The sequence below is a fragment of the Sphingomonas sp. ATCC 31555 genome (assembly GCF_000282895.1).
Lineage (GTDB): Bacteria > Pseudomonadota > Alphaproteobacteria > Sphingomonadales > Sphingomonadaceae > Sphingomonas.
The window spans coordinates 62,316-85,232 of the sequence record NZ_ALBQ01000005.1 but is presented as its reverse complement, the minus strand read 5'-3'; the positions used below and the strand labels follow the sequence as shown (position 1 = coordinate 85,232).

The 22,917-nt window shown below is 64.9% G+C and carries 16 protein-coding genes and 2 tRNA genes; 6 read left to right on the top strand and 12 right to left on the bottom strand.

Annotated elements, in window-relative coordinates; genetic code table 11:
* Positions 1-2 precede the first annotated feature (2 nt).
* Positions 3-575: a TMEM165/GDT1 family protein gene (locus B215_RS0102590; RefSeq protein WP_019368070.1), complete on the top strand. Its 573-nt coding sequence runs from the start codon at positions 3-5 to the stop codon at positions 573-575.
* A 39-nt stretch (positions 576-614) separates the two neighbouring features.
* On the opposite strand, the gene B215_RS0102585 is transcribed toward B215_RS0102590, so the two are convergent.
* The 3 genes from B215_RS0102585 to B215_RS0102575 all read right to left on the bottom strand — a co-directional run bounded on the left by B215_RS0102585 (position 615) and on the right by B215_RS0102575 (position 3,004).
* Complete coding sequence (locus tag B215_RS0102585) at positions 615-1,664, bottom strand: Glu/Leu/Phe/Val family dehydrogenase (protein ID WP_019368069.1); 1,050 nt, start codon at positions 1,662-1,664, stop codon at positions 615-617.
* 24 nt (positions 1,665-1,688) lie between these two features.
* Positions 1,689-1,765: transfer RNA gene (locus B215_RS0102580), tRNA-His, on the bottom strand.
* 57 nt (positions 1,766-1,822) lie between these two features.
* Positions 1,823-3,004, bottom strand: coding sequence for an ATPase, T2SS/T4P/T4SS family (locus tag B215_RS0102575; protein ID WP_019368068.1), 1,182 nt, complete (start codon positions 3,002-3,004; stop codon positions 1,823-1,825).
* A gap of 117 nt (positions 3,005-3,121) precedes the next feature.
* Here B215_RS0102575 and B215_RS0102570 point away from each other — a divergent pair, with 117 nt between their 5' ends.
* Positions 3,122-3,790 carry a prolyl hydroxylase family protein gene (locus B215_RS0102570; RefSeq protein ID WP_037512872.1) on the top strand — a complete coding sequence of 223 codons (669 nt, stop codon included), beginning with the start codon at positions 3,122-3,124 and terminating at the stop codon, positions 3,788-3,790.
* Positions 3,791-3,862: 72 nt separating this feature from the next.
* On the opposite strand, the gene B215_RS0102565 is transcribed toward B215_RS0102570, so the two are convergent.
* From B215_RS0102565 to lon, 5 genes are all read right to left on the bottom strand, one after another.
* The gene (locus tag B215_RS0102565; protein ID WP_019368066.1) at positions 3,863-6,646 is read right to left on the bottom strand and encodes a TonB-dependent receptor domain-containing protein; all 2,784 of its coding nucleotides are present in this window, start codon (positions 6,644-6,646) and stop codon (positions 3,863-3,865) included.
* An 84-nt stretch (positions 6,647-6,730) separates the two neighbouring features.
* Positions 6,731-8,332, bottom strand: a complete 1,602-nt coding sequence (locus B215_RS0102560; protein ID WP_019368065.1) for a hypothetical protein — start codon at positions 8,330-8,332, stop codon at positions 6,731-6,733.
* Between the two features lie 241 nt (positions 8,333-8,573).
* Positions 8,574-8,648, bottom strand: a tRNA-Val gene (locus tag B215_RS0102555).
* 111 nt (positions 8,649-8,759) lie between these two features.
* On the bottom strand, positions 8,760-9,092 hold the full coding sequence (locus tag B215_RS0102550; protein WP_269083834.1) for an HU family DNA-binding protein: 333 nt from the start codon (positions 9,090-9,092) through the stop codon (positions 8,760-8,762).
* 97 nt (positions 9,093-9,189) lie between these two features.
* Positions 9,190-11,598, bottom strand: a complete 2,409-nt coding sequence (gene lon, locus B215_RS0102545; RefSeq protein ID WP_019368063.1) for an endopeptidase La — start codon at positions 11,596-11,598, stop codon at positions 9,190-9,192.
* A gap of 1,078 nt (positions 11,599-12,676) precedes the next feature.
* On the opposite strand from lon, the gene B215_RS22100 reads away from it, so the two are divergent.
* The 3 genes from B215_RS22100 (at position 12,677) to B215_RS0102530 (ending at position 14,849) form a co-directional block, all read left to right on the top strand.
* Positions 12,677-13,534 carry a M1 family aminopeptidase gene (locus B215_RS22100; RefSeq protein WP_443209687.1) on the top strand — a complete coding sequence of 286 codons (858 nt, stop codon included), beginning with the start codon at positions 12,677-12,679 and terminating at the stop codon, positions 13,532-13,534.
* On the top strand, positions 13,516-14,139 hold the full coding sequence (locus B215_RS0102535; protein ID WP_019368061.1) for a methyltransferase family protein: 624 nt from the start codon (positions 13,516-13,518) through the stop codon (positions 14,137-14,139). The genes B215_RS22100 and B215_RS0102535 overlap by 19 nt, the downstream gene beginning before the upstream one ends.
* A gap of 89 nt (positions 14,140-14,228) precedes the next feature.
* On the top strand, positions 14,229-14,849 hold the full coding sequence (locus B215_RS0102530) for a hypothetical protein (RefSeq protein ID WP_019368060.1): 621 nt from the start codon (positions 14,229-14,231) through the stop codon (positions 14,847-14,849).
* Positions 14,850-14,940: 91 nt separating this feature from the next.
* On the opposite strand, the gene clpX is transcribed toward B215_RS0102530, so the two are convergent.
* From clpX to B215_RS0102515, 3 genes are all read right to left on the bottom strand, one after another.
* Positions 14,941-16,206 (bottom strand): ATP-dependent Clp protease ATP-binding subunit ClpX, encoded by a 1,266-nt coding sequence (gene clpX, locus B215_RS0102525; RefSeq protein WP_019368059.1) that lies wholly within the window; start codon positions 16,204-16,206, stop codon positions 14,941-14,943.
* Between the two features lie 144 nt (positions 16,207-16,350).
* Positions 16,351-16,986, bottom strand: a complete 636-nt coding sequence (locus B215_RS0102520; RefSeq protein ID WP_019368058.1) for an ATP-dependent Clp protease proteolytic subunit — start codon at positions 16,984-16,986, stop codon at positions 16,351-16,353.
* A gap of 110 nt (positions 16,987-17,096) precedes the next feature.
* Complete coding sequence (locus B215_RS0102515) at positions 17,097-19,301, bottom strand: family 1 glycosylhydrolase (RefSeq protein WP_019368057.1); 2,205 nt, start codon at positions 19,299-19,301, stop codon at positions 17,097-17,099.
* Positions 19,302-19,525: 224 nt separating this feature from the next.
* Between B215_RS0102515 and B215_RS0102510 the strand changes: the two genes are divergently transcribed.
* Positions 19,526-20,665 (top strand): cellulase family glycosylhydrolase, encoded by a 1,140-nt coding sequence (locus B215_RS0102510; protein ID WP_019368056.1) that lies wholly within the window; start codon positions 19,526-19,528, stop codon positions 20,663-20,665.
* Positions 20,666-20,706: 41 nt separating this feature from the next.
* On the opposite strand, the gene glf is transcribed toward B215_RS0102510, so the two are convergent.
* A complete protein-coding gene (glf, locus tag B215_RS0102505; RefSeq protein ID WP_019368055.1) occupies positions 20,707-22,911 on the bottom strand; it encodes a UDP-galactopyranose mutase in 2,205 nt (734 codons plus the stop codon).
* Positions 22,912-22,917 lie beyond the last annotated feature (6 nt).

The following is a 22,917-nucleotide window of genomic DNA, read 5'->3' as shown; positions in this document are numbered from 1 at the left end:
TCTTGGAAGCCCTGCTCACCTCTACCGTTGTGGTGGCGCTCGCGGAAATCGGCGACAAGACCCAGCTGCTCGCCATCCTGCTGGCGACTCGGTTCAAGCGGCCAGTGCCGATCATCTGCGGCATCTTCGCGGCGACCATCGCCAATCATTTCCTCGCGGCGCTGGTCGGAGCGGAGGTCGCCGGGCTGCTCGACAGCATCTGGTTCCGCTACGCCATTGCCGCGTCGTTCGTGGCGATGGGTCTGTGGACGCTGGTCCCGGACAAACTGGACGAGGACGATGCGCCGAAGCCCGCCCGTTTCGGCGCGTTCGTTACCACCGCCATCGCCTTCTTCCTGGTAGAAATGGGCGACAAGACCCAGATCGCCACGGTGGCGCTGGGCGCCCGCTTCCACGCGGTGCTGCCGGTAACGGCGGGTACGACTCTGGGAATGATGCTTGCCAACGTGCCGGCGGTGTTCCTCGGCAAGGCGGTAATCGAGCGCGTACCGCTGACAACCGTGCACCGGATTGCCGCCGCACTATTCGTCGTGATCGGCCTGTGGCTCGCGGCGCAGACGGCGGGCTGGCTGTAATGGCAAAAGACCCTCCCCAGCCAGGGGAGGGTCCTTGGATCAGCGCCCGATCAGGCGCTGGGCGATGCGGTCGGCCACTTCGCTGGCGGGGTCACCGGTCGCGGCGCTTTCGTCCCAAACCTGGTCCAGGCGCACGGGGATCTTTTCAACCCGCGCGTCGACCTCGGAGCGGTCGCCCTGCCCCAGATATTCGAGCGCGACGTTGATGATGCCGCCGGCGTTGATCACATAATCCGGCGCATACACGATCCCGCGCGCGTGCAGGCGGTGGCCATCCTCGCGCGTGGCGAGCTGATTGTTCGCGCCGCCCGCGACAACACGCACCTTCAGCGCCTCGATCGACTGTTCGGTCAGGATCGCACCCAAAGCGCAGGGGCTGAGGATATCGGCATCCTGAGTCAGGATCGCATCGGCGTCGATCGCGTCCGCGCCCAGTTCGGCGGCCAGCGCCTTGGCACGATCGGCATGCACGTCCGCCAGCGTCAGCTTGGCCCCATCCGCTGCCAGCAGCCGCGCAAGCCCGCCGCCGACCGAACCGACGCCCTGGATCGCAACCCGAACGCCAGCCATCGAATCGACGCCCAGCCCGCGCTTCGCCGCCGCCTTGACGCCGAGATACACGCCGCGCGCCGTCACTGGGCCCGGATCGCCACCGGCGCTGCCCGCCGCCACCGGCAGGCCCGAGACATGGCGCGTCTGCGTCGCGACGACCTTCATGCGAGCTTCGGACATGCCGACATCCTCGGCGGTCACATAACGGCCGTTCAGCGATTCGACCGCGCGGCCAAATGCCTCGAGCTGCGCCTGGGTGACTTCGGCACCCGGCTTGTCGGCAAGGATCACGCCTTTGCCGCCACCCATCGGCAGATCGGCCATCGCGTTCTTGTAGCTCATGCCGCGCGAGAGGCGCAGCGCGTCGGTAATCGCGGCGCGGTGATCGGCATAATGCCAGAAACGCACGCCGCCGGCTGCCGCGCCCAGCGCCGTCGAGTGCACCGCGACGATGGCGCTAAGGCCCGACGCCCGATCCGAGAAGAGGTGAACGCCCTCGTGGTCGTCGAAATCGGGAAAGCCCCAGTCGGTGATCATGGATGGATCCGCGCTGTGAGAAAATGGGGCGACCAACGGGAATTGAACCCGCAACCTCTGGTACCACAAACCAGCGCTCTAACCGATTGAGCTATGGTCGCCGTGAAGGAGTGCGCGCTTAGCCGGGTCCGCGCCCGAGCGCAAGATCATTACACGCCTTATCCGCGCGAAATCCTAACCGCTTCCTCCGGCGTCGTCACGCCCGTTCTTGCCAGGGTGCGGGCAGCCGACCCTAGATTGGGCATCTGGATGAAGGCATGGCGCGCCAGGATAGCCGCGTCTCCACCATCGTTCACCAGCCGCCGAATCGTCGCGTCGCCGCGAATTCCCTCGAATACCGCCGTCTGCCCCGAAAACCCGGTGCCGCTACAAGCGCCGCAGCCCGCGGGGGCATAGACGATCGCGCCGGGATCGAACCCCAGCAGCGCCGATACCGAACCGCTGGCCTGGACCGGCTCGCGGCACGTGCCGCACAGCCGCTGCACGAGTCGCTGCGCCAGCACCATGCTCATCGTTGAGGCGAGCTGGAACGCGTCGATCCGCCAGTTGCGCATCTGCTGGATGGCGGCCACCGCGCTCGGCGCTTCGATGCCGGCGATCACCAGACGCCCCGCCTGCGCGGCCGCCATCGCCGCCGCTGCCACGGCGCGATCCTCGATCGAATCGATCATCAGCACATCGATGTCCTGGACAATCGCCGCGATGATCGAGTCGGCGACGGCGGCGCATCGCGAATCGATCACGGTTACGCCGGCGGACGGCGGCACGGGATTGGGAGCGATGGCAAGCAGCGGCCGGGTCCGGCTAGCGGCGATGCTGGCCAGCATATGGAGCGTGGCACCGCGGCCGTTGTTCGCAGGCGAAGCGACCAGGATCAGGCCAGAATCGGCAAGTGCGGTCCGCACCTCCTGCGCCAGCGCGCTGCCGATCCCCAGCGCCTCCAGCCCGCGATGGCCGGATTGCATCGGCGGCCGCCGCAGCACCATGCGATGGCCATGCAGCACCGGCAGCAGCGACACTTCCAAGGCCTGCCCTCGCCAGGGCAGACCCCCCTGGGTCGGCGACTGTCCTGGAGCGCCCATGTCCGCCTCCTGCGTCACCCGCTCGACCAGCAGGCGGGCCTGTTCGGTGGAAAGCTGGCGATAGGGATGCAGCAGCCCGCCGGTACGAAACGCCAGTTCCGCGTGTTCCTCGCCGGGGTCGCAATGCAGATGCGAGGCATCGAGCCGCATCGCCTCGTCGAGCAGTTGCTCCAGCAGCCGCGCGACAGCCTGATCCTCGGTATGCGGCCGCCCCGCGCCGCCCGCGCGTGCCTTGTCCATCTCGATCGTCACCTGCACCGTCCCCTGCCCCGCCGCCGGACCGCGCTAGGAAAGCGCCATTTCCGTGGCGCGTCTTTTTTGTGACAGTTCCGCGGCACGCTGGCACCGCCGGGTCGGATTTGGCAGAAGCGCGGCATGCAGTCAGACGTCCCCCTCCCCGCTACTCTGGGCAGCGGCCACCCTTCCGAGCCCATCGTCGAGCGCCTGCAGCGCCACCCTGGCATTCAGCGCGTTCCCAGCCCAAAATTGACGTTGTTTGTGCTGCGCAACTTTCTGGAAGCTGACCATTGCCGACAGCTGATCGATCGGATCGACCGCGATCGTCGCCCCTCGACGCTGGCCAATGCCGGCAGCGACTATGCTTTCCGTACCAGCGAAACCTGCGATCTGCCGGCGGAGGATCCGCTGGTCTCCACGCTGAAGCAGCGCATCGTCGCTCTCACCGGACTGCACCCGGATCATGGCGAGCCGATGCAGGGTCAGCGCTACGAAATCGGGCAGGAGTTCAAGGCGCACACCGATTATTTCGAGCCGAACACCGCAGACTTTGATCAATATTGCAGCATCGCGGGCCAGCGCACCTGGACGGTAATGCTGTATCTGAACGAAGTGGAGGCCGGCGGCGCTACGCGGTTCAAGGCGATCGACAAGACCGTCCAGCCCGAAACCGGCAAGCTGCTCGCCTGGAACAATCTGCGGCCCGACGGCACGGTGAATCCGGCGACCATCCACCACGCGATGAAGGTGCGTGCCGGCACCAAATACGTCATCACCCAGTGGTTCCGCCAACGCCCCTGGGGCTGATCGGCGGCAGATACGAAAACACCCCGGAAGTCTCCACTTCCGGGGTGTTTTGCGTGGTGCATCGCGCCGCGATCAGAAGGTGGTGCTAAGGCCCACGCTGACCACCCGTCCGCGGATATAGCGGTTGGTGTAGACGACGTTGCCGTTCTCGAACGTCTGACGCTCGTTGAACCGCGTCCGCGTAAGGTTCCGGCCCTCCAGCTTCAGTTCGAACGCCGCGCCGCCGATCTCGAACCCCTGACGGGCGACGATGTCGAACTGGATGCCGGGTCGCTCCACCACGTCGGGCTGGAAGCCCGTACCCGACAGGTTCGACGGACCACGGTTGGTCACGCGGTCGCTGGCATAGTTGAACAGGAAGGTCAGCTGCGAAAGCCGCGTCGTGTCCTCCAGGCTGAGCTGCAGATTGACCAGGTGGTCGGACTGGCCGGTCAGCGGCGCGCCATCGCGGAACTGCAGCGAAGCCGGGCCGAACCCGGCGGCGCACGTGCCGATCGTCTGATTGAGCACGTTCGGCACGCAGCCGTCGTCGGCCGTGATCTCCGAATGGGTGTAGGTGTAGTTCGCGATCGCGGTGATGCGGCGCGTTGCGAAGAAGGCGCTGTTCAGCCCGCGCAGCGGGATATACTTCTGCACTTCGACTTCGCCGCCATACAGCGTCGCCTTGGGCAGATTGGTGAAGCCGGTCTGCAGGCGATCGTCCGAACCGGTGTAGAAGCCCACCTGCTCGATCGGGTTCAGGATCCGCTTGTAGAAGCCGGCCGCCGTGAACCGCTGTTCGCGCGCGAAGAACCATTCGTAACGCGCCTCGAAATTGTCGAGCTTCGAATCCTGCAGCAACGGATTGCCGAAGAACAGGCGATCCGATTCCGGATCGCGGAACTGCTGCGGCGCCAGCTCGCGGAACTGCGGGCGCGAGATGGTTTTGGAGTAGCTGCCGCGCAGCTGCATGTCCGGGGCGAAGTTCCAGGTCAGCGTCAGCGCCGGCAGCCAATAGTCGTTGTCGAGTCGCGTGGTCGTCGTGTTGACGGGCGTGACGAACTCCTTCGCCGTTTCGTAGCGAACGCCGGCAACCGCACGCACGCCTTCGATCGCATCGGTTTCGGCCTGCAGATAGCCGGCATGGATGCGCAGACCCGCATCATAGGCATAGGCGCCCAGCGGCGTGCTGAACTGCAACTGGATGGTGCACGCACCCGTGCCGACCTGCGGGCAGGCGTTGTTCACCACATCCGGGCTCAGCAGATAGTCCGGCCGCAGCAGGTTGTACGGATAGCCCGGCGCGGTGCCGCCGCCGACGCTCGTCTGATAGTTGAACTGAAGCCGCTGCGAAAAGCGCTGCGTGTCCGAGAAATAATAGCCGCTGGAAAGCGTGAGCGGGATCGCGTCGGGCAACGCATAGGAAAGGTCCGCCTGGCCGGTCCACAGGTTTTCGTTCAGGTCGGAGAAGATGATCGACGCGAACGGCGTGAAGCGCTGCGTCACCTGATAGGCGCCGTCGCACTGGAAGCCGGTCGCACCGTTGCCGCCGTCATAGGTGATCGGCTGGCCGGTGGTGGTGCGGTTCGAGCAGAGATAGTCGAACTGGCGCTCATAGGGCGCGTTGCGCTTGGAGTTGGCATAGGCGCCGCGAACGTCGAGCTTCACGCCGGTGAACGGGCGGAACTCGCCGACCAGCTGCGTTTCGAACAGCTCGCGCTGGAACCAGTTGGTGTTCTGCTGGAAGCGCAGGCCGCTGGCGTTGTTGTACACTTCGGCCGCCGAACCGCGGGCCTGCTTCAGCACGTCGCGGATATAGACGTTGGTGAGCCGCACGGTGTTCTCGCCGAACGAATAGCCAAGGCCGAGCAGCGCGTTGCCGACGATCCGGTTATCGGTCAGCAGCGTGCGGAAATCGTTGCGCAGGTCGCCGTTGGTGTTGACGCTGTCCTGCTGGGTGATGAGGCGCGTGCGCCAGGTGTTGCTGTACCCCACCGAGGCAACCAAGCCGATCTGATCGGAACCGATGTCGAGCGCACCACCGCCGCTGATCTCCGCCGACCAGTTGGCCGGGAGCTGGGCATTGCTCTGCAGCAGCGTGGTCGAAGCATTCGAAAGCTGCAGCACCTGTTCGGCAGGGATGATACCCGATCCGGTGGTCGCGTTGCGGATGAAGTCGGGGACCCGGCGGGTACCGTCGTCGAAGCCCAGCCAGTCGGTCTTGCCGCCGAAATAGGTGTAGCCCAGTTCGCTGGTGGTCATGTCGTCGGCCGCAAGCGATCCGCCGAAATGCAGGAAATCCTTTTTCGGGATCGCCGTGGTGGTGAGATTGATGACACCGCCGCCGAACTCGCCCGGATAATTGACCGAATAGGTCTTCTGGACCAGCGCCGAACCGACGATCGTGGTGGGGAAGATGTCGAGCGGCACCGAACGGCGCAGCGGCTCCGGGCTGGGCAGCGGCGAACCGTTCAGCAGCGACGAGGAATAACGATCGCCCAGGCCGCGGACATAGACGAAGCCGCCGCCCACGACGCTGAGGCCGGTCACGCGGCTCAGCGCGCCGGCGATATCGCCTTCGCCGGTACGCGCGATATCTTCGGTCGACAGCACCGACACGATCTGCGGCGTCGAGCGGACAACGTTGGGGATGAAACGGCCGGTAACGACGATATCCTGCGGGACCGAGGAGTCGAACCCAGGTGCGGAAACCTCCACCTCCTGCTGCGCGTCCTGCGCCTGGGGCGCATCCGTGGTTGCAGGGCTGACGGTGCTCGGTGCGGGCGCCGGCGTGCCGGTGCTCTGGGCAAGCGCGGCCGCGGGCACGAGCTGGGACGTCAGAAGAAGAAGCGTGGCATAGGCGTGGCGTCGCTGCATGGCCGTGTCATCCAGTCAGAAGTAAGTGCATGCCGGGGTGGTGGCTGCCACCACCCCGGCAAGGGTTCGCTTCGATCTGCGGCCTTAGCGGCCGTTGCAGGCGAAGAAGACCGAGGTGAACACCGGCGGACCCTGATCCTGCAGCGCGTCGTTCTTCGCACGGATGGTCGAACGATCGGTCGCGCTCGTCTCGCCGGCGACATGGTTGACGCAGGCGACGCCCGACACCGTCTTCACGATGCCGTTGATGAAGGTCATGTCCGCACCACCGCGCAGGCGGATCGCCGCCGGCGCATTCGCCGTCTGGAGGAAGGTGAAGTTGGCGTAGCGGCCCCAGGTGCGCGGCAGCAGATCTTCGGCGTTGTTGGAGTCGATCTCGGTCGAGAACGAGTCCGCCGTCGCGCCCGAAACCTTCTGCGAAGCGATCATGAACTGCATGAACCCGCGCCAGCCATTGTCGACGTCGAAGCCGTCATCGTCCGCGCCGGTCACCGCGATATACTTGATGTTCGATGCGCCGCCGAAGATCTCGATGCCATCGTCGGCCGAGTTGTGGCTCTGGATATGATCGAGCACGGTGGCCGAACCCACGCCGCCCAGCGTCAGGCCCTGCAGTTCGTTGCCGTCGGAGATGGCGATGCCGGAAAAGCGGATCTGCACATAGGACATCTGGCCACTATTGTCGGCATCGTTCGTGCCGCCATAGAAGCGCCCGGTCACGCCTTCGATCGCCTGCTGGCACGGCGTGGGGTTGCTGCCGCCGGTGCCGGTGGCGCAAACTGCGGTGCGCGCACGGCCGAGCAGGATGATGCCGCCCCACTGGCCCTGGGTGGCATCGCTCACGCCGTTGCTGGTCAGGTTCTGCTGCGAGGTGAAGACGATCGGCGCGTCGCGCGTACCCACTGCCTGGATCTTCGAACCGCGGTTGACGAGCAGCAGGTCGTTGGTCGCCTCGCTCGAATCCGCGGCGATCACCACGCCGGCGGCGATGGTGAGCGTCACGCCCGCCGCGCCCGTTGCACCCAGATCCGTGCCGACTTCCGTCTGGCCGCGCAGGCGATAGAAGACGCCGGCAATCTTCGGCAGCGACAGATCGGTCGTGATCGTGGTCGGCAGGCGGCACGCGCGGAACGTGGCGACCAGGCCGTCATCGGTCGTGCCGGCCGGGCAGGCTGCGGTCGAACCGCCGGTGCCGATGGCGGGAACGGCGGTGCAGGCTGCGCCGGTGCCACCGAAGTTCCCGCTGGTCGAGTTGCAGGTCCACTGCTGGAACGCGGTGTCGGTCGGGCCATTCAGCGCACCGACATAGTTGGTGCTGGTGAAGAAGCTGCCCAGCGACGAGGGATCGGTCGCCGTGGTCAGCGAAGTCGCCGTCGCCGGGAACAGGCCGCTGATGTTGGCGCTGGTGCCATTGACATTATTGTTGCTGCCGCCGTTCACCAGCGTGAGCTGCTCATCCGACGTGATGGTGATGCCGTTGACGGTGGTCTGCGCCGCGAACTGGGCTGCCGTGATGTTGGCAGTCGGCGTCGGGGTGGGCGTCGGCGTCGGCGTGGGGGTCGGGGTGACGATGACGACACTGCCCGCGCCCGGCGACGCTACGTTGTCCGCGCCGTTGCAGGCGGAGAGGGCCGCAGTGGCGGCTGTCGTCATGAACATGAGGCCGTAGCGCTTGAAGCTCGCCATCGCGCAATATCTCCCGTGGAATCGTTTCAGAGCGGGCGCGCGGCGGTGATGTTCAATGCCCCTTTTGCGCCCGAGCGAGCCCCTAGCGGGCTCGGATGACGCTGATATGCGGTTCGAAAGACGTTTGAGTGACGTGCCAATAACAGATTTATGACATCGTTTCCGCTCGTCGCGCTTCGCGCGCGGACGGCGGTCCAATAGGAAAAAGCCCGCCGGCATCGCTGCCGGCGGGCTCTCTATATGGTGGGCGCGGCTGGGATTGAACCAGCGACCCCTGCGGTGTGAACACAGTGCTCTACCACTGAGCTACGCGCCCATTGGCCGGGGTAGAAACCCGATGGCCGAAACGGGAAGCGGGCCTTTAGAGCCCAGATGCGGCGCTGTCCAGCCCCGTCGGATGGCGAGGATGAATTTTGCCGCCGGCTGTTCAGTTCACCGAATCCTTCAGAACCTTGCCAGGCTTGAACTTCGGCTGGTTGGACGCCTTGATCGTCATTTCCTCGCCCGTGCGCGGGTTGCGACCCGTGGAAGCCTTGCGCTTGCTGACCGAAAACGTGCCGAACCCAACAAGGCGGACTTCGTCACCCTTCTTGAGCGCGCCGGCGATCACATCGAAAACCGCTTCGACAGCTTTAACGGCATCGCCCTTGGCCAGTCCCGAAACATCGGCGACCTGACCGATCAGCTCTTGCTTGTTCATGCTGGTGCAAACCCCCTGATTCTGTGCGTAATATCGCGTTGAAAACGATGAATGATGCAATGAGTCGCGGCGGCTGCGCCAGCTTGCGAGTCAGCACAGCGCAGCCGCCGGAGTCAAAACCTTTCGGACGGAATTGCGTCAGAAATGTTGCGTTTTGTCAATGATGCAGTGCGTCTCCGATCGCGGGTACGCCTGCGGGCGGCTGCGTAGCGAGTTCGTCCGCGTCCGACCAGTCGATTGCGGTGAGCGGTTCGGTCAGCGCCAACCGTAGCACTTCGTCGACATGCGCAACCGGCACGATCTCCAGACCCTCACGAATGTTCGCGGGAATCTCCGCCAGGTCCTTCTCGTTCTCGGTCGGGATCAGCACCATCTTGATGCCGCCGCGCAGCGCCGCGAGCAGCTTTTCCTTCAGGCCACCGATCGGCAGCACACGGCCACGCAGAGTCACTTCGCCGGTCATCGCCACGTCCTTGCGCACCGATACACCGGTGAGCGTCGAGACGATCGAAGTGACCAGGCCGATGCCCGCCGACGGACCGTCCTTCGGCACCGCGCCTTCGGGCAGGTGGACGTGGATGTCCTTCCGCGCGAACAGGCTCGGCTTGATGCCGTAGCTCGGGCTGCGCGCGCGGACAAAGCTGAACGCGGCTTCCACCGATTCCTTCATCACGTCGCCCAGCTTGCCGGTCGTCTTGATCGCGCCCTTGCCAGGCACGGTGACGCTCTCGATGGTCAGCAGCTCGCCGCCCACTTCGGTCCAGGCAAGGCCGGTGACCGCACCGATCTGGTGCTCCTCCTCGCCCACGCCGAAGCGGTATTTCCGAACGCCGGCATAGTCCGCGAGATTTTCGGGCGTGATGGTGACCTGGGTCTCCTTGCCCTCGAGGATCTTGCGCAGGCTCTTGCGGGCGAGCTTGGCGATCTCGCGCTCCAGCGTGCGCACGCCGGCCTCGCGGGTGTAGTAGCGGATCAGGTCGCGCAGGCCCGCGTTGGTAAGGACGAACTCCCCGTCCTTCAGGCCGTGCGCGTCGATCTGCTTGGCGATCAGGTGCCGCTCGGCGATCTCGACCTTCTCGTCCTCGGTGTAGCCCTCGAGCCGGATGATCTCCATGCGGTCGAGCAGCGGCTGGGGCAGGTTGAGCGAGTTGGCCGTGCACACGAACATCACGTCCGAAAGATCGATGTCGATCTCCAGATAATGGTCGTTGAACTTGCTGTTCTGCTCCGGATCCAGCACCTCAAGGAGCGCCGAGGCGGGATCGCCGCGGAAATCCTGGCCCAGCTTGTCGATTTCGTCGAGCAGGAACAGCGGGTTCGAGGTGCCGGCCTTTTTCAGGTTCGACACAACCTTGCCCGGCAGCGAGCCGATGTACGTACGACGGTGGCCGCGGATCTCGGCCTCGTCGCGAACGCCGCCCAGCGACTGGCGGATGAACTCGCGGCCGGTCGCCTTGGCAATCGACTTGCCCAGGCTGGTCTTGCCCACGCCCGGCGGGCCGACGAGGCACAGGATCGGCCCCTTCAGCTTGTTGGTGCGTGCCTGGACCGCGAGATATTCGACAATCCGGTCCTTCACCTTCTCCAGGGCATAGTGATCCTGGTCGAGCACGCCCTGCGCCTCGGCGATGTCCTTTTTCAGCTTGGACTTCTTGCCCCAGGGAAGGCCCAGCAGCACGTCGAGATAGTTGCGCACCACGGTCGCCTCAGCTGACATCGGCGCCATCGTCTTGAGCTTCTTCAGTTCGCCCTGCGCCTTGGCGCGGGCCTCCTTCGAAAGCTTGAGCGTGGCGATCTTCTGCGTCAGCTCGGCGACTTCATCGCCCTCGCCGTCCTCGCCCTCGTTACCCAGCTCGCGCTGGATCGCCTTGAGCTGTTCGTTGAGGTAATATTCGCGCTGGGTCTTCTCCATCTGCCGCTTCACGCGGCTGCGGATCTTCTTCTCCACCTGCAGCACACCCAGCTCGCCCTCCATAAAGGCGAACACCATTTCCAGGCGCTTCTGGGGATCGTTCTCCACCAGCAGCGACTGCTTGTCGGCGACCTTCACGGCGATGTTGGCGGCTACGGCATCGGCCAGACGCGAGGGATCGTCCAGCTCGCCCAACTGCACTGCGGTTTCGGCCGGCAGCTTGCGGTTGAGCTTGGCATAATTCTCGAACTGCTCGACGACCGAGCGCATCAGCGCCTTCAGCTCGGCGCTCGCCGCCTCCAACGTCGTGTCATCCTCGGCCACCGGCGCGACATGCGCGGTGAGATAGCCGTTGGCTTCCTCGATCGAGGACAGGCTGCCGCGCTGCTTGCCGGCGACCAGCACGCGCACCGTGCCGTCGGGCAGTTTCAGCAGTTGCAGCACTTCGGCCGAAACGCCGGTGTCATAGAGATCCTCGCGGCCGGGATCATCCTCAGCGGGATCGAGCTGCGCGACGAGGAAGATCTCCTTGTCGTCGGCCATCGCCGCTTCCAGCGCCGCCACCGACTTATCGCGGCCGACGAACAGCGGCACGATCATGTGCGGGAAAACGACGATGTCGCGAAGCGGCAGGACGGGGTAAGACTGCTTCATGAAAACTCCGGGTCCGCCCCATCGGGGCTCCTTGTTCCTCTTTATATGGGACGAAGCGCCGCCGCATCAATCGTGCGCGACGGAAACCGGGCGCAACACGCTTCCGAACGCCCTTCCCCGGCACGGCAGCGAAACATTCGCGTTGCGCCGCAACATCTTGTCATCGTAAGCATCGCCTGGTCGCATTCTTCCAAAAATTTGCCAAGGAACGGAGCCTGAGGTGCGGAACGCGTTGATCTGGAGCCTTTTGGCCGCCGGCCTTGCCGCCCCGCTGCTGCCTGCGCAGGGACAGACCCGTGGCAACCCGCCGATCACCGCGATAACGCAAGAATCGGGCGGCCCGATCGCAGCCGATCGCGCCGCGCTGCATCTCGACCATGTCGATCTTGCGATCGAGGTGCAGCCGGCCAGCCACAGCATTCTCGGCACTGCGACGCTCAAGTTGCGGACCAGCGCGCCGCTCACCCAACTGCTGATCGATCTGGACCGCAATCTGCCGGTCAGTTCGATCCGCATCGACGGCACCGTGCTGAAGCGGGATCGCTGGAGCAACCCAGACGGTCGTCTGCGCATCGCCCTTCCCCGCCCGGTCAAAGCAGGGGATATCGTCACCGCCGCGATCGCTTATGGCGGTACCCCGCATGTCGCCGTGCGCGCGCCGTGGGACGACGGGCTGGTCTGGTCGACCACGCCGGGCGACAAACAGCCCTGGGTGGCGACGACGGCGCAGGGCTATGGCTGCGATCTTTTCTGGCCGTGCCTCGATTTCCCCCGCGGCGAACCGGATCTGGTCGATCTGCACATAACCGTGCCAGCGGGCCTGAAGGCGCCGTCGAACGGCAAGCTCCTCCGTGTAGACACGCTGGCGGACGGCCGCACCACCTGGCACTGGCGCGCCCGCAGCCCCAACCCGTACGACATCGCCCTCAACATCGGGCCCTATCAGGAGCTGCGGACGGACTATCGCAGCCGCTTCGGCAACAGCTTCCCGCTCATCTACTGGTACCTGCCAAGCCGGGAAGCGAAGGCCAAGGCGCTGTTCGCCGAGTTCGCGCCGACGGTGGATTTCTACGAACAGATGATCGGCCCCTATCCCTGGACCGACGAAAAGCTGGGCGTGGTCGAGACGCCGCACCTCGGCATGGAACACCAGACGATCAACGCCTATGGCAACAACTATCGCAAGACACCCTCGGGTTTCGACGAGATTTTCCAGCACGAACTGGGCCATGAATGGTTCGGCAACCAGATGACGGTTGCCAACTGGGATGACTTTTGGCTTCACGAAGGCTTTACCCAATACATGCAGCCCCTATACGCCCAGTGGCGCGAAGGCGATGCTCGCTATGCCGTAATGATGGACCAGTTCCGTCTCGCCATTCGCAATAAGGCGCCGATCGTGTCCGGCAAGATCCGCACCGAGGAAGACGTCTACGAAGAAGCCAAGGGCGGCCCAGGGCAAGATATCTACTACAAGGGTGCTTGGGTACTGCATACGCTGCGCTACCTGATCGGTGATGCACAGTTTTTCGAAGCCACGCGTCGGCTCGTCTATGGCAGACCCGATCCACGACCCGGAAACTTCAAGCCGCGCTTCGCGACGACAGCGGAGTTCATCACCATCGTCCAGCAGGTGACTGGACGCGATCTGGGCTGGTTCTTTGATGCATACCTCTATCAGGCGGCCCTGCCGGACCTGCAGGTAGAACGCAGCGGCGATCAGCTGCGGCTGCGCTGGAAGACGCCGCAGGACCGGCTCTTCCCGATGCCCGTCGACTTCACGGTAGACGGCCAACCCCGCCGCGCGACGATGGCGGGCGGTGCGGAAACGCTCACCGTTCCGGCCGGCGCGCATATCATTCTCGACCCCAACGCACATGTGCTTCGGCGCTCGGATTCCGTGGAGGCATATCAACAATGGGCGAGTCAGCGTTAACCGGCATCGTCGGCCCGGTACCGGTGGGGACGCCAGGGCTGGCGGCGCTGTTGGTCGGTCTCCTGCTGTTTGTGGGTGCCGTCGCCTTCGTCCAATGGCGGGTGCATCGGGCCGGCGGATCGCGCGCCGCTGCCTCGGCGCATGTGCCATCCAGGCGCGGAATGCTGTTGCAAGCCATCGGTTTCGTGCTGGTCGCTCTGGGTCCGGTCAAGCCGACGCTCCAGGCCGGTTCGGCGGCGTCGCTGGGCCAGGCGGTAGCGGTGGCGATCCTGATGGGCTTCTGCATCGGCCTGTTCGCGACCGCCGCGTTCGCGTTGCAGAACAACTGGAGCTTCGCTGCCCGCACCCGGGGGGACCATGATCTGGTCACCTGGGGGCCGTTCGCCACGATCCGGCATCCCATCTATGCCGGCCTATTCGCAGCCTTACTCGCTTTTGCCATCGCTTTCGGCCATTGGCGCGGGTTTCTGGTCGGCTTTCCCTTCTTCTGCTACGGCACCTGGCTGCGCGTCAGCGCCGAGGAGCGGCTGCTGCGAGAGCGCTTTGGTCATGGCTATGAACGCTATGCTGCGCGGGTGAAGCGCTTCATTCCCAAGCTGTTTTGACCGCGGCGGGCCTGCTCGACATTGCATTCGCACCACGGCTCTGCGACCCTGCGCACAAGGATGCACGGCGAAGCGAACGAGGCAGAGGCATGAAGCAACTCTGGTTGGCAGCAGCGGGCGCCGGACTGGCCTGCATCGCCTGCCCTGCATCGGCCCAGCGCGATTTGCAAATCGAGGGTCCCTGGACGCACGGCCCGACCGGGCTGGTATTCCCCGATCGTTTGGGTACCGCAATGCGGACGCGCATCCACGAATATGACGATGCCGGAAACGATGTCAGCGCCGGATATGCGGTACGCCAGGGCGGCCAGATAGCGTTCGTGACGCTGTACCTATACCCAGCCACGCCCGAGCGGAGCTGCGCCGCCAGTTTCCAGGAAATGGAAAAAAGCGTGGTCCAGTCTTATGGCGACGTGCAGATCACGCAGAGCGGCCGCTGGCCCTCACCCTCCGGCCGCACCGCCGACGTCGGTTATCATGCACGCTTTGCGCTTACCGGCCAGCTCGATGGTAAAGAACAGCCGCTGACGTCGGAAAGCTACCTGTTCTGCCCGGCGGGCAATGCCTGGCTTGTTGCCGCCCGCGCCAGCTGGGCGCGCGATAGCGATTTCAGCCGGGCCTTCGCCGATCTGCTGCACGGGCTGCGATGGCCGGAACCGCTTGATGCGCCTGCCCCGGCAGAAACGCCCGCCGCCACCCCCGCAAACTGAACTGCCGGCGGCCATCGCCGATCAATCGACAAAAAAGAGACGCGGCAGCAATTGCTACCGCGTCTCCGATTTTACCGTCGATCGGACAGGTTCAGGCGGCGCTGCCGGCCTTCTCCTTCTTGGCATAGATCCGCACCGGTTCCTTGCGACCCTCGATCACGTCCTTGTCGACCACAACTTCGTCGACGCCGTCCATGCTGGGCAGGTCGAACATCGTGTCGAGCAGGATGCCTTCGAGGATCGAGCGGAGGCCGCGTGCGCCGGTCTTGCGCTCGATCGCCTTCTTCGAGACGGCGGTGAGCGCGTCGTCGGTGAAGCCGAGCTTGACCGCCTCCATGTCGAACAGCTTCTGATACTGCTTGACCAGGGCGTTCTTCGGCTCGGTCAGGATCTTGATCAGCGCCTCGACGTCGAGGTCTTCCAGCGTCGCGATCACCGGCAGACGGCCGACGAACTCGGGGATCAGGCCGAACTTGAGCAGATCCTCCGGCTCGGTCTGGCGAAGCAGTTCGCCGGTGCGGCGCTCGTCGGGGGCTGCGACATGCGCGCCGAAGCCGATGGACTTGCCCTGCAGGCGATCACCGATGATTTTCTCGAGGCCCGAGAAGGCACCGCCGCAGATGAACAGGATGTTGGTCGTGTCCACCTGCAGGAATTCCTGCTGCGGGTGCTTGCGGCCGCCCTGCGGCGGAACGCTCGCGGTCGTGCCTTCCATCAGCTTGAGCAGCGCCTGCTGCACGCCTTCACCCGACACGTCGCGGGTGATCGACGGGTTCTCGGCCTTGCGGCTGATCTTGTCGATCTCGTCGATGTACACGATGCCGCGCTGCGCCCGCTCAACATTGTAGTCGGAAGCCTGCAACAGCTTGAGGATGATGTTCTCCACGTCCTCGCCGACATAGCCGGCCTCGGTGAGCGTGGTGGCATCGGCCATGGTGAACGGTACGTCGAGGATGCGCGCCAGCGTCTGCGCCAGCAGCGTCTTGCCGCAGCCGGTGGGGCCGACGAGCAGAATGTTCGACTTGGCGAGCTCGACATCGGCACCCTTGGCGCCGTGGTTCAGCCGCTTGTAGTGGTTGTGCACCGCGACCGAGAGGACGCGCTTCGCCTTCTTCTGGCCGATGACGTAATCGTCGAGCACGTCGCAGATTTCCTGCGGCGTGGGGACGCCCCCGTCCTTCTTCGACACCAGCGAGGACTTGGTTTCCTCGCGGATGATGTCGTTGCACAGCTCGACGCACTCATCGCAGATGAACACGGTCGGGCCGGCGATGAGCTTGCGCACCTCGTGCTGGCTCTTGCCGCAGAAGGAGCAATAGAGCGTGCTCTTCGAGTCACCGCCGCTGAGCTTGGTCATTCAATCCATCCTTCGCGCCTCGGGCGCGCTACGCTCGCCTGCCATCCTACACGCAGGCGAAGTTCCGGCAATCCATAATCGCCCCGCCCGCCCGACGTTCCATGCACCGGGAACCGTCAGGCGGCCGAGGATAGTCTAATAGTCTTAATTACCCGCTGCCGCATCCTCGGTCGGCACCGGCCGCTTCTCGTACACCTCGTCCACGATCCCGAAGGCCTTGGCCTCCTCGGCTTCGAAGAACGAGTCGCGATCCATCGTCGTTTCGATCTTCTCGATCGGCTGGCCGGTATACTTCGAATACAGCGCGTTCATACGCGCGCGGATCCGGAGAATTTCCTTCGCCTGGATCTCGATGTCCGACGCCATGCCCTGCGCACCCCCCGAAGGCTGGTGCAGCATGATGCGGGCGTTGGTCAGCGCCACGCGCAGGCCCGGCTCGCCCGACGCCAGCAGGAACGACCCCATCGACGCCGCCTGGCCGATGCACACCGTGCCGACGCGCGGACGGATATACTGCATCGTGTCGTGGATCGCCATACCCGCCGTGACGACGCCGCCCGGCGAGTTGATGTACATCCAGATGTCCTTCTTCGGATTTTCCGATTCGAGGAACAGCAGCTGGGCGGTGATCAGCGAGGCCATATGGTCTTCAACCTGGCCGGTCACGAACACGATCCGCTCCCGCAGCAGGCGCGAATAAATGTCGAAGCTGCGCTCGCCGCGGCTCGACTGTTCGATAACGATGGGAACGAGTGCGCCGGTAACGGGATCGATGGTCATCTGACCGGAAAGCGGATGCATGTGGGATGATCTCGTGGTTGTTTATTGCCCGCCACAACATCGGCGCTCCGACAGCCCAGCGCAAGAGGGACTGTACCGGAGGTGGACACTCAGGCCGATTGCAGCGCCGCCGCCTGCCGGTCTGCCCGCGCGATCCGTTCCCGCACTTCGGGTGCGTTTGCAAAAGCTTGTAGCGCGGCTGCGAAGGTTGGCATGCGAGGGCTGGCGAGCGGGACGTAACGCGGTCGCGCTGCTTTCCAGCCCAGCGCGCGGCCAGGTACGGCGTCGATCAGACCGGTCGGTAGTCCGCAGACCTCCGCTACCGCAGCGGCAAAATCCGCCCAGCTGACCGCGCTCTGGTTGGCCAGGTGGAGCACTCCGCCCGTTCCGTCGATCAGTTCGTCGAGCACGGCGTGGCACAGCTGCGGCACATATGTCGGCGAGACGATCTGATCCGACGCCGCCGCAAAGCGCCGCCCCGCCGCCAGCGCCTCCACCGCATGGACGGCGAAGTTGTGCTGGTCCCACGGCGAGAAGAACGCGGCCGTCCGCACGATCAGATGCTGCCCTGTCAGCGCGCCGATCGCCGCCTCCATCGCCGCCTTGCTGCGGCCATAGGCGCCCAGCGGCGTGCAGGGATCGCGCTCCGTATAGGGGCGTTCCAGCATGCCGTCGAACACAAGGTCGCTGGAGAAGCTCACCGTCGCGATGCCGCGCTCGGCGCAGGCAATGGCGAGTTCGGCCGCGCCGACGCAGTTCGCGGCGAAGCAGGCAGCTTCCGCGTCCTCCGCCTCATCCACGCGCACCCAGCCGGCGGCGTTGATCACCGCCCAGGGCCGATGGCGCTGGAGCGCCCGCGCGATGGACTCGCCATCGTGCAGGTCCAGCATCGCGCGATCGGTGAGGATGTGGGCAAGGCCTCGCAAGGCGCAAACCCGCGCCAGCGCCTGGCCCAGCGTGCCGGTGGCGCCGGCGATCAGCAGCGGGCGGGCTTCCTCCGTCATGCGCCGTGCCCGCTCCGCCGGTACCGGGTGCGGATGGCTGCGATGGGTGACGCGCAGGTCGCGCCGCCACCAGCCCTCGCCCGTCAGCGCCGGCGCCGTCGCGCGCTCACCCGTTGCCAGCGCCTGTAACAGCGGCACCATCGCGGTGGGCCGAGGGCCATCGCCGCCGCGCAGGTCAAACACGCCCGGCTCATACACGCCGGGACCGGTGAGCAGCGTGTTCCAGCCCGAAGCGCCGAACAGCGACCAGGCCGTCACCGCGCACACGTCGATGCCCACCGCCCGCGCCGCCTCGGCATCGTCCCAGGCATCGCGCATCCAGCGCATCTGCTCCTCGCGCGTGCAGCCATTATGCACTTCGGTGATCGCGATCGGGATGCGAAAGCGTTCCCATGCTTCGGCCAGTGCCGTGGCTAGTCCGTCAGGTGCGGGATTAAGCACTCGCACCGCCTCGGTGTCGACATAGACGACGCTGCCATTGCCCCCGCGCATTTCAGGCGGATAGGCGGCGACATGCTCGTCCAGGAAGCGGTCGCTGGTCAGATAATGGTTGATCCCGATCAGATCGGGCGGACACGGCGCCGCCGCGATCGCTTCCAGCTTCCCCTGCAGCCCGAATTCGGCAAGCCGGTCCCACATCGCGTGGCCCGGCACCACGCGACCGCAGAGCAGATCCCAGCCCATCCAGCGGCGGTGATTGTCAAAGGCGACCTGCCCCTGAGTCCTCGGCGTGCCATAGGTCTTGCCGAGATCGTCGGTCTGTATCAGCCGGGCATCGGGGCGCACCGCCCGCACGGCGGCCATCGCGTGCAGCACGCCTTCGACCTGATGCACCAATGCTCGCCAAAAGCTGCCTTCATCACGCGCATGCGGATACCAATGGCCATATAGCGCGGCGAACCGCGCCGTGGTCAGCGGCTCGTTCACGGGCGTCCAGTCCGCGATCCAGGGATAGCGTTCGGCCACGCGCGCGGCATAGTCGCCCAGCTTCCTGCCGAAATCGGGATCGAGCAGGTTCGTGCGCCGCGGCCCGCTACCGTGATGCACCAACCCGGCGATCGGCCGCACATCCAGTTCGCGCAGCCGCGCAAGCCGCTCGTCGCTCCACGTCCAGTCGCATTGGGCGGGATCTTCCGGGCACACCCGCTCCCACAGCACCGGAAAGCGCAGGGCGCGCACACCAAGCGCCGCGATGCGATCGATATCGCCGGGCCTATCATGATGCCCGGTTTCAATCGACTGATCGCGATATCGATCGCCGACGCGATTCACGGTGCACTCGGCACCGCCCCATAATTCGAGTGGTGGCATGGACGTCCTCAATGGCTGCACGAACGTTGAGGTCCGGCCCGAACCCGGCCGAAAGATAAACCTGGATCAGCAAGGCCGCTCCGCTCGTCGCAAAAGGACGCAAAAAACCTCCGGCGAAGCGCGTAGCGGGTACATCCGCAATTCACTTCTGCGCCTATAAAAACAACATGGTTAGCGAAGGTTACAGGCAGATCCCGGCAAAGCCGGTTGCGGAGTTTGGAACGATGGTGGCGCGCTGGACGGAAATCGAAGCCAAGGCATGGTTCGTACGCCAGCCCTGGGTGATGGGCTGCAACTTCACGCCTTCGAATGCGATCAACCAACTCGAAATGTGGCAAGCCGATACGTTCGATATCGAAGCCATTCGCACGGAGATGGCCCTGGCGGCGGACGTCGGCATGAATGCGGTGCGCGTCTATCTCCACGATCTGCTCTGGGCCGAGGATCCCGAAGGCTTTCTGGATCGCATCGATACCATGCTGGCAGTTGCGGATTCGTTTGGCATTCGGGTGATGCTGGTGCTGTTCGACTCGTGCTGGCATCCCGATCCCGTGCTGGGGCCACAGCCTGCACCGAAGCCCGGCGTGCACAACTCGGGCTGGGTGCAGTCGCCCGGCATCCCCGCGCTGCGCGATCCCAGCCAGCATCCGCGGCTCGAATCCTACATCAAGGGTGTCGTCGGCCGGTTCCGCACCGATCGCCGAGTTCTCGCCTGGGACATCTGGAACGAGCCGGACAACGGCCCGGAAGTGTCGCTTTGCGACGCGGGCGAGTTGAACGCGAAGGCGGATCTGGTCCTGCCGGTGCTGGTCGACGCCTTCGGCTGGGCACGCAGCATGCGTCCCGTGCAGCCGCTCACCAGCGGAATCTGGCTCGGCGACTGGTCGTCGCCCGATCTGCTCACGCCGCTGCAGCAGGCCCAGACCGGCCTGTCGGACGTGATCTCGTTCCACAATTACGGCACGGCCGAGGATTTCGCCCAGCGCATTGAGTGGCTCAGCGTGTTCAACCGGCCGATCTGGTGCACCGAATTCATGGCGCGCCCGGCGGGTAGCACATTCGAGGCGATCCTGCCGGTCGCGCGCGAAAAGCATGTCGGCGCCTTCTGCTGGGGCTTGGTACGCGGCAAGACGCAGACGCACCTGCCTTGGGCGGCGTGGGAAAACCCGAATCTCGCAGGGCTCAAGGACAAGTGGTTCCATGACATCTTTGACGTCGGCGGCGTCCCGTATGACGATACCGAGGTCGAATTCCTCCGCTTGCTCCGCGCGCTCGACGACAAGACGCCGCACTGGCCGCTGATCGAAGTCGAGGCCGGCAAGGATGTTCCCGCTGCGCCGGAAGGCGAAGCGAAAGCTGCCTAGCCTGCGCCCCCTCCCGGTTGCGGGAGGGGGTGGCGGGCCACCTACTCCGCCAGCGCGGCTGCGTTCACCGTCTCCACCTCACGCTCCTCCGCAATGTGGCGGCGATAAGTGGCGAGCGCCTGCCCGACGACCTGGTCCATGTTGTAGTAGCGATAGGTCGCGAGCCGGCCGACGAACAACACGCCCTTGGTCGCCTCGGCCAGCGCCTCATATTGCTTGAACAGCGCCTGATTTTCCGGGCGGGGAATGGGGTAATAGGGGTCCCCTTCCGCGCTCGGATATTCGTAGGTCAGGCTGGTGTTCGGCGCCTGCTGTCCGGTCAGGTGTTTATACTCGGTCACCCGGGTATAGGGCACCGCCTCGTCGGGATAATTCACCACCGCTACCGGCTGCGCCCATTCGCGGTCCTCATGGACATGCTCGAAGCGCAGCGACCGATAGGGCAGCTTGCCGAAGCGGAAGTCGAAATATTCGTCGATTGGCCCGGTATAGACGATCTGGTCGAAGTTGAACCGACGCTTGGCTTCCTCGAACGTCACGCCGAGTTCGAGATCGATATTCGGATGATCGAGCATCTTCGCGAACATCGCCGTGAAGCCGTCGCGCGGCATCGCCTGGAAGCGATCCGTGAAGTAGCGATCGTCGGTATTCGTTCGGGTGGGCACCCGCGCCGTGACGCTCTTGTCGAGTTCGGACGGGTCGATCCCCCATTGCTTGCGCGTATAGCCGCGGAAAAAGGTCTCGTAGAGCTCGCGGCCAACAGCCGAGATCACCACGTCCTCCGAACTGCGGATCACGGTCACCGGCTCGGCGCGCGCGGCAAGGAACTCCGCCGCTTCCTCCTCGGTTTCGAGTGACAGGCCAAACAGCTTGTTCAACGTCGTCCGGTTGATCGGGATCGGCACCAGCTGCCCGCGCACTTCCGCCAGCACGCGATGCTCATAAGGCCGCCACGCGGTGAACCGCGAGAGATAGTCGAAGATGTCGGCGCTGTTGGTATGGAAGATATGCGGACCATATTGGTGGATCAGGATGCCGGCCTGATCCTGATGATCAAAGGCGTTGCCAGCGATGTGCGGCCGCTTGTCGATCACCAGCACGCGCTTGCCAGCATCGGCGGCGAGCCGCTCGGCCATCACCGATCCAGCGAAACCGGCGCCTACCACCAGATAGTCGTAATGCTCGCTGCGAACGGGCTTGAGGAGCGGCTGGTCGGGCTCGGCGACCTGCAGGATCAGCCTCAGCATCCGCGCCGCAACTTGGTCCCAGCTCTGCTCTGCCAGCAGCGCATCCGCCTCGACGCGCCAGACATCCCCGCTACCGCGAAGGGCGAGCGCCTGCTCGCAGGCATCGAGGAAAGCCGCCGCGCCGTCCGCAACATATACGCCGGCGACGTCGCCGTAATGGCGGATGACGTCGACGATCGGCGTGGAGACCACGGGCAAGCCGGCCGCCAGATATTCCGGCGTTTTGGTCGGGCTGATGAAGCGCGTCGCCTCATTGATCGCGAACGGCATCAGCGCAATGTCCCAGCCACCCGCATAGGCCGGCAACTCGGCATAGCTCTTCGATCCCAGCCAGGCGACGTTTGCCCGCTGCGGCAGTTCGGCCAAGTCGATCTTCACCACCGGGCCGACCATGACGATCGTCCAGTCCGGCCGCGCATCGGCGATCGCGGCGATCAACTCCAGATCCATCCGCTCGTCGATCACGCCATAGAAGCCCAGCCGGGGGCGTGGCAGCCCGGCCTGATCGGGCGCATCCTGCATCAACGCCCGACCCTGCGCGAAATGCGCCGTGTCTACGCTCGACGGGAACGCGTGCACCGATGCGTGGCTTTCCCGCTTCGCTTCGTAGAGGCTGTACCCGCCGGTGAAGACAAGGTCAGCCAGCCCGAACAGCTCCTGCTCCAGCGGCATCAGTTCGGGCGGGGCGAAGCGGAAGTTCTTCAACTCGTCCATGCAGTCATAGACGGTGCAGGCCTTATCCAGATGCCGCGAAAAGGGCAGCATCATCGGCGTATAGTACCAGCGCAGCAACCGGCCTTCCTGGCCGGCGACGTGATCGTCGAGCAGTACCCGCAGCGCAGCGACCCGATCCTCGGCATGCATCGTCATTGGAAGATGCGGTACCGCCACCGTCACGCCGGACGCGTCATCGCGCAGTTCCAGCCACGGCGTAGGCCCCTCGTCCTCAACGGGCTCTTCCCAGAACAACACGTCCATGTTGCGTGCGAGACGCGTCATCAGATG

Excerpts from the sequence above, each read along its gene's own strand:
- B215_RS0102585 (WP_019368069.1), bottom strand. The coding sequence starts at position 1,664 with ATGATCACCGACTGGGGCTTTCCCGATTTCGACGACCACGAGGGCGTT.
- B215_RS0102570 (WP_037512872.1), top strand. The coding sequence starts at position 3,122 with ATGCAGTCAGACGTCCCCCTCCCCGCTACTCTGGGCAGCGGCCACCCT.
- B215_RS0102565 (WP_019368066.1), bottom strand. The coding sequence starts at position 6,646 with ATGCAGCGACGCCACGCCTATGCCACGCTTCTTCTTCTGACGTCCCAG.
- B215_RS0102560 (WP_019368065.1), bottom strand. The coding sequence starts at position 8,332 with ATGGCGAGCTTCAAGCGCTACGGCCTCATGTTCATGACGACAGCCGCC.
- lon (WP_019368063.1), bottom strand. The coding sequence starts at position 11,598 with ATGAAGCAGTCTTACCCCGTCCTGCCGCTTCGCGACATCGTCGTTTTC.
- B215_RS22100 (WP_443209687.1), top strand. The coding sequence starts at position 12,677 with ATGATCGGCCCCTATCCCTGGACCGACGAAAAGCTGGGCGTGGTCGAG.
- B215_RS0102535 (WP_019368061.1), top strand. The coding sequence starts at position 13,516 with ATGGGCGAGTCAGCGTTAACCGGCATCGTCGGCCCGGTACCGGTGGGG.
- B215_RS0102530 (WP_019368060.1), top strand. The coding sequence starts at position 14,229 with ATGAAGCAACTCTGGTTGGCAGCAGCGGGCGCCGGACTGGCCTGCATC.
- clpX (WP_019368059.1), bottom strand. The coding sequence starts at position 16,206 with ATGACCAAGCTCAGCGGCGGTGACTCGAAGAGCACGCTCTATTGCTCC.
- B215_RS0102520 (WP_019368058.1), bottom strand. The coding sequence starts at position 16,986 with ATGACCATCGATCCCGTTACCGGCGCACTCGTTCCCATCGTTATCGAA.
- B215_RS0102515 (WP_019368057.1), bottom strand. The coding sequence starts at position 19,301 with ATGCCACCACTCGAATTATGGGGCGGTGCCGAGTGCACCGTGAATCGC.
- B215_RS0102510 (WP_019368056.1), top strand. The coding sequence starts at position 19,526 with ATGGTGGCGCGCTGGACGGAAATCGAAGCCAAGGCATGGTTCGTACGC.
- glf (WP_019368055.1), bottom strand. The coding sequence starts at position 22,911 with ATGACGCGTCTCGCACGCAACATGGACGTGTTGTTCTGGGAAGAGCCC.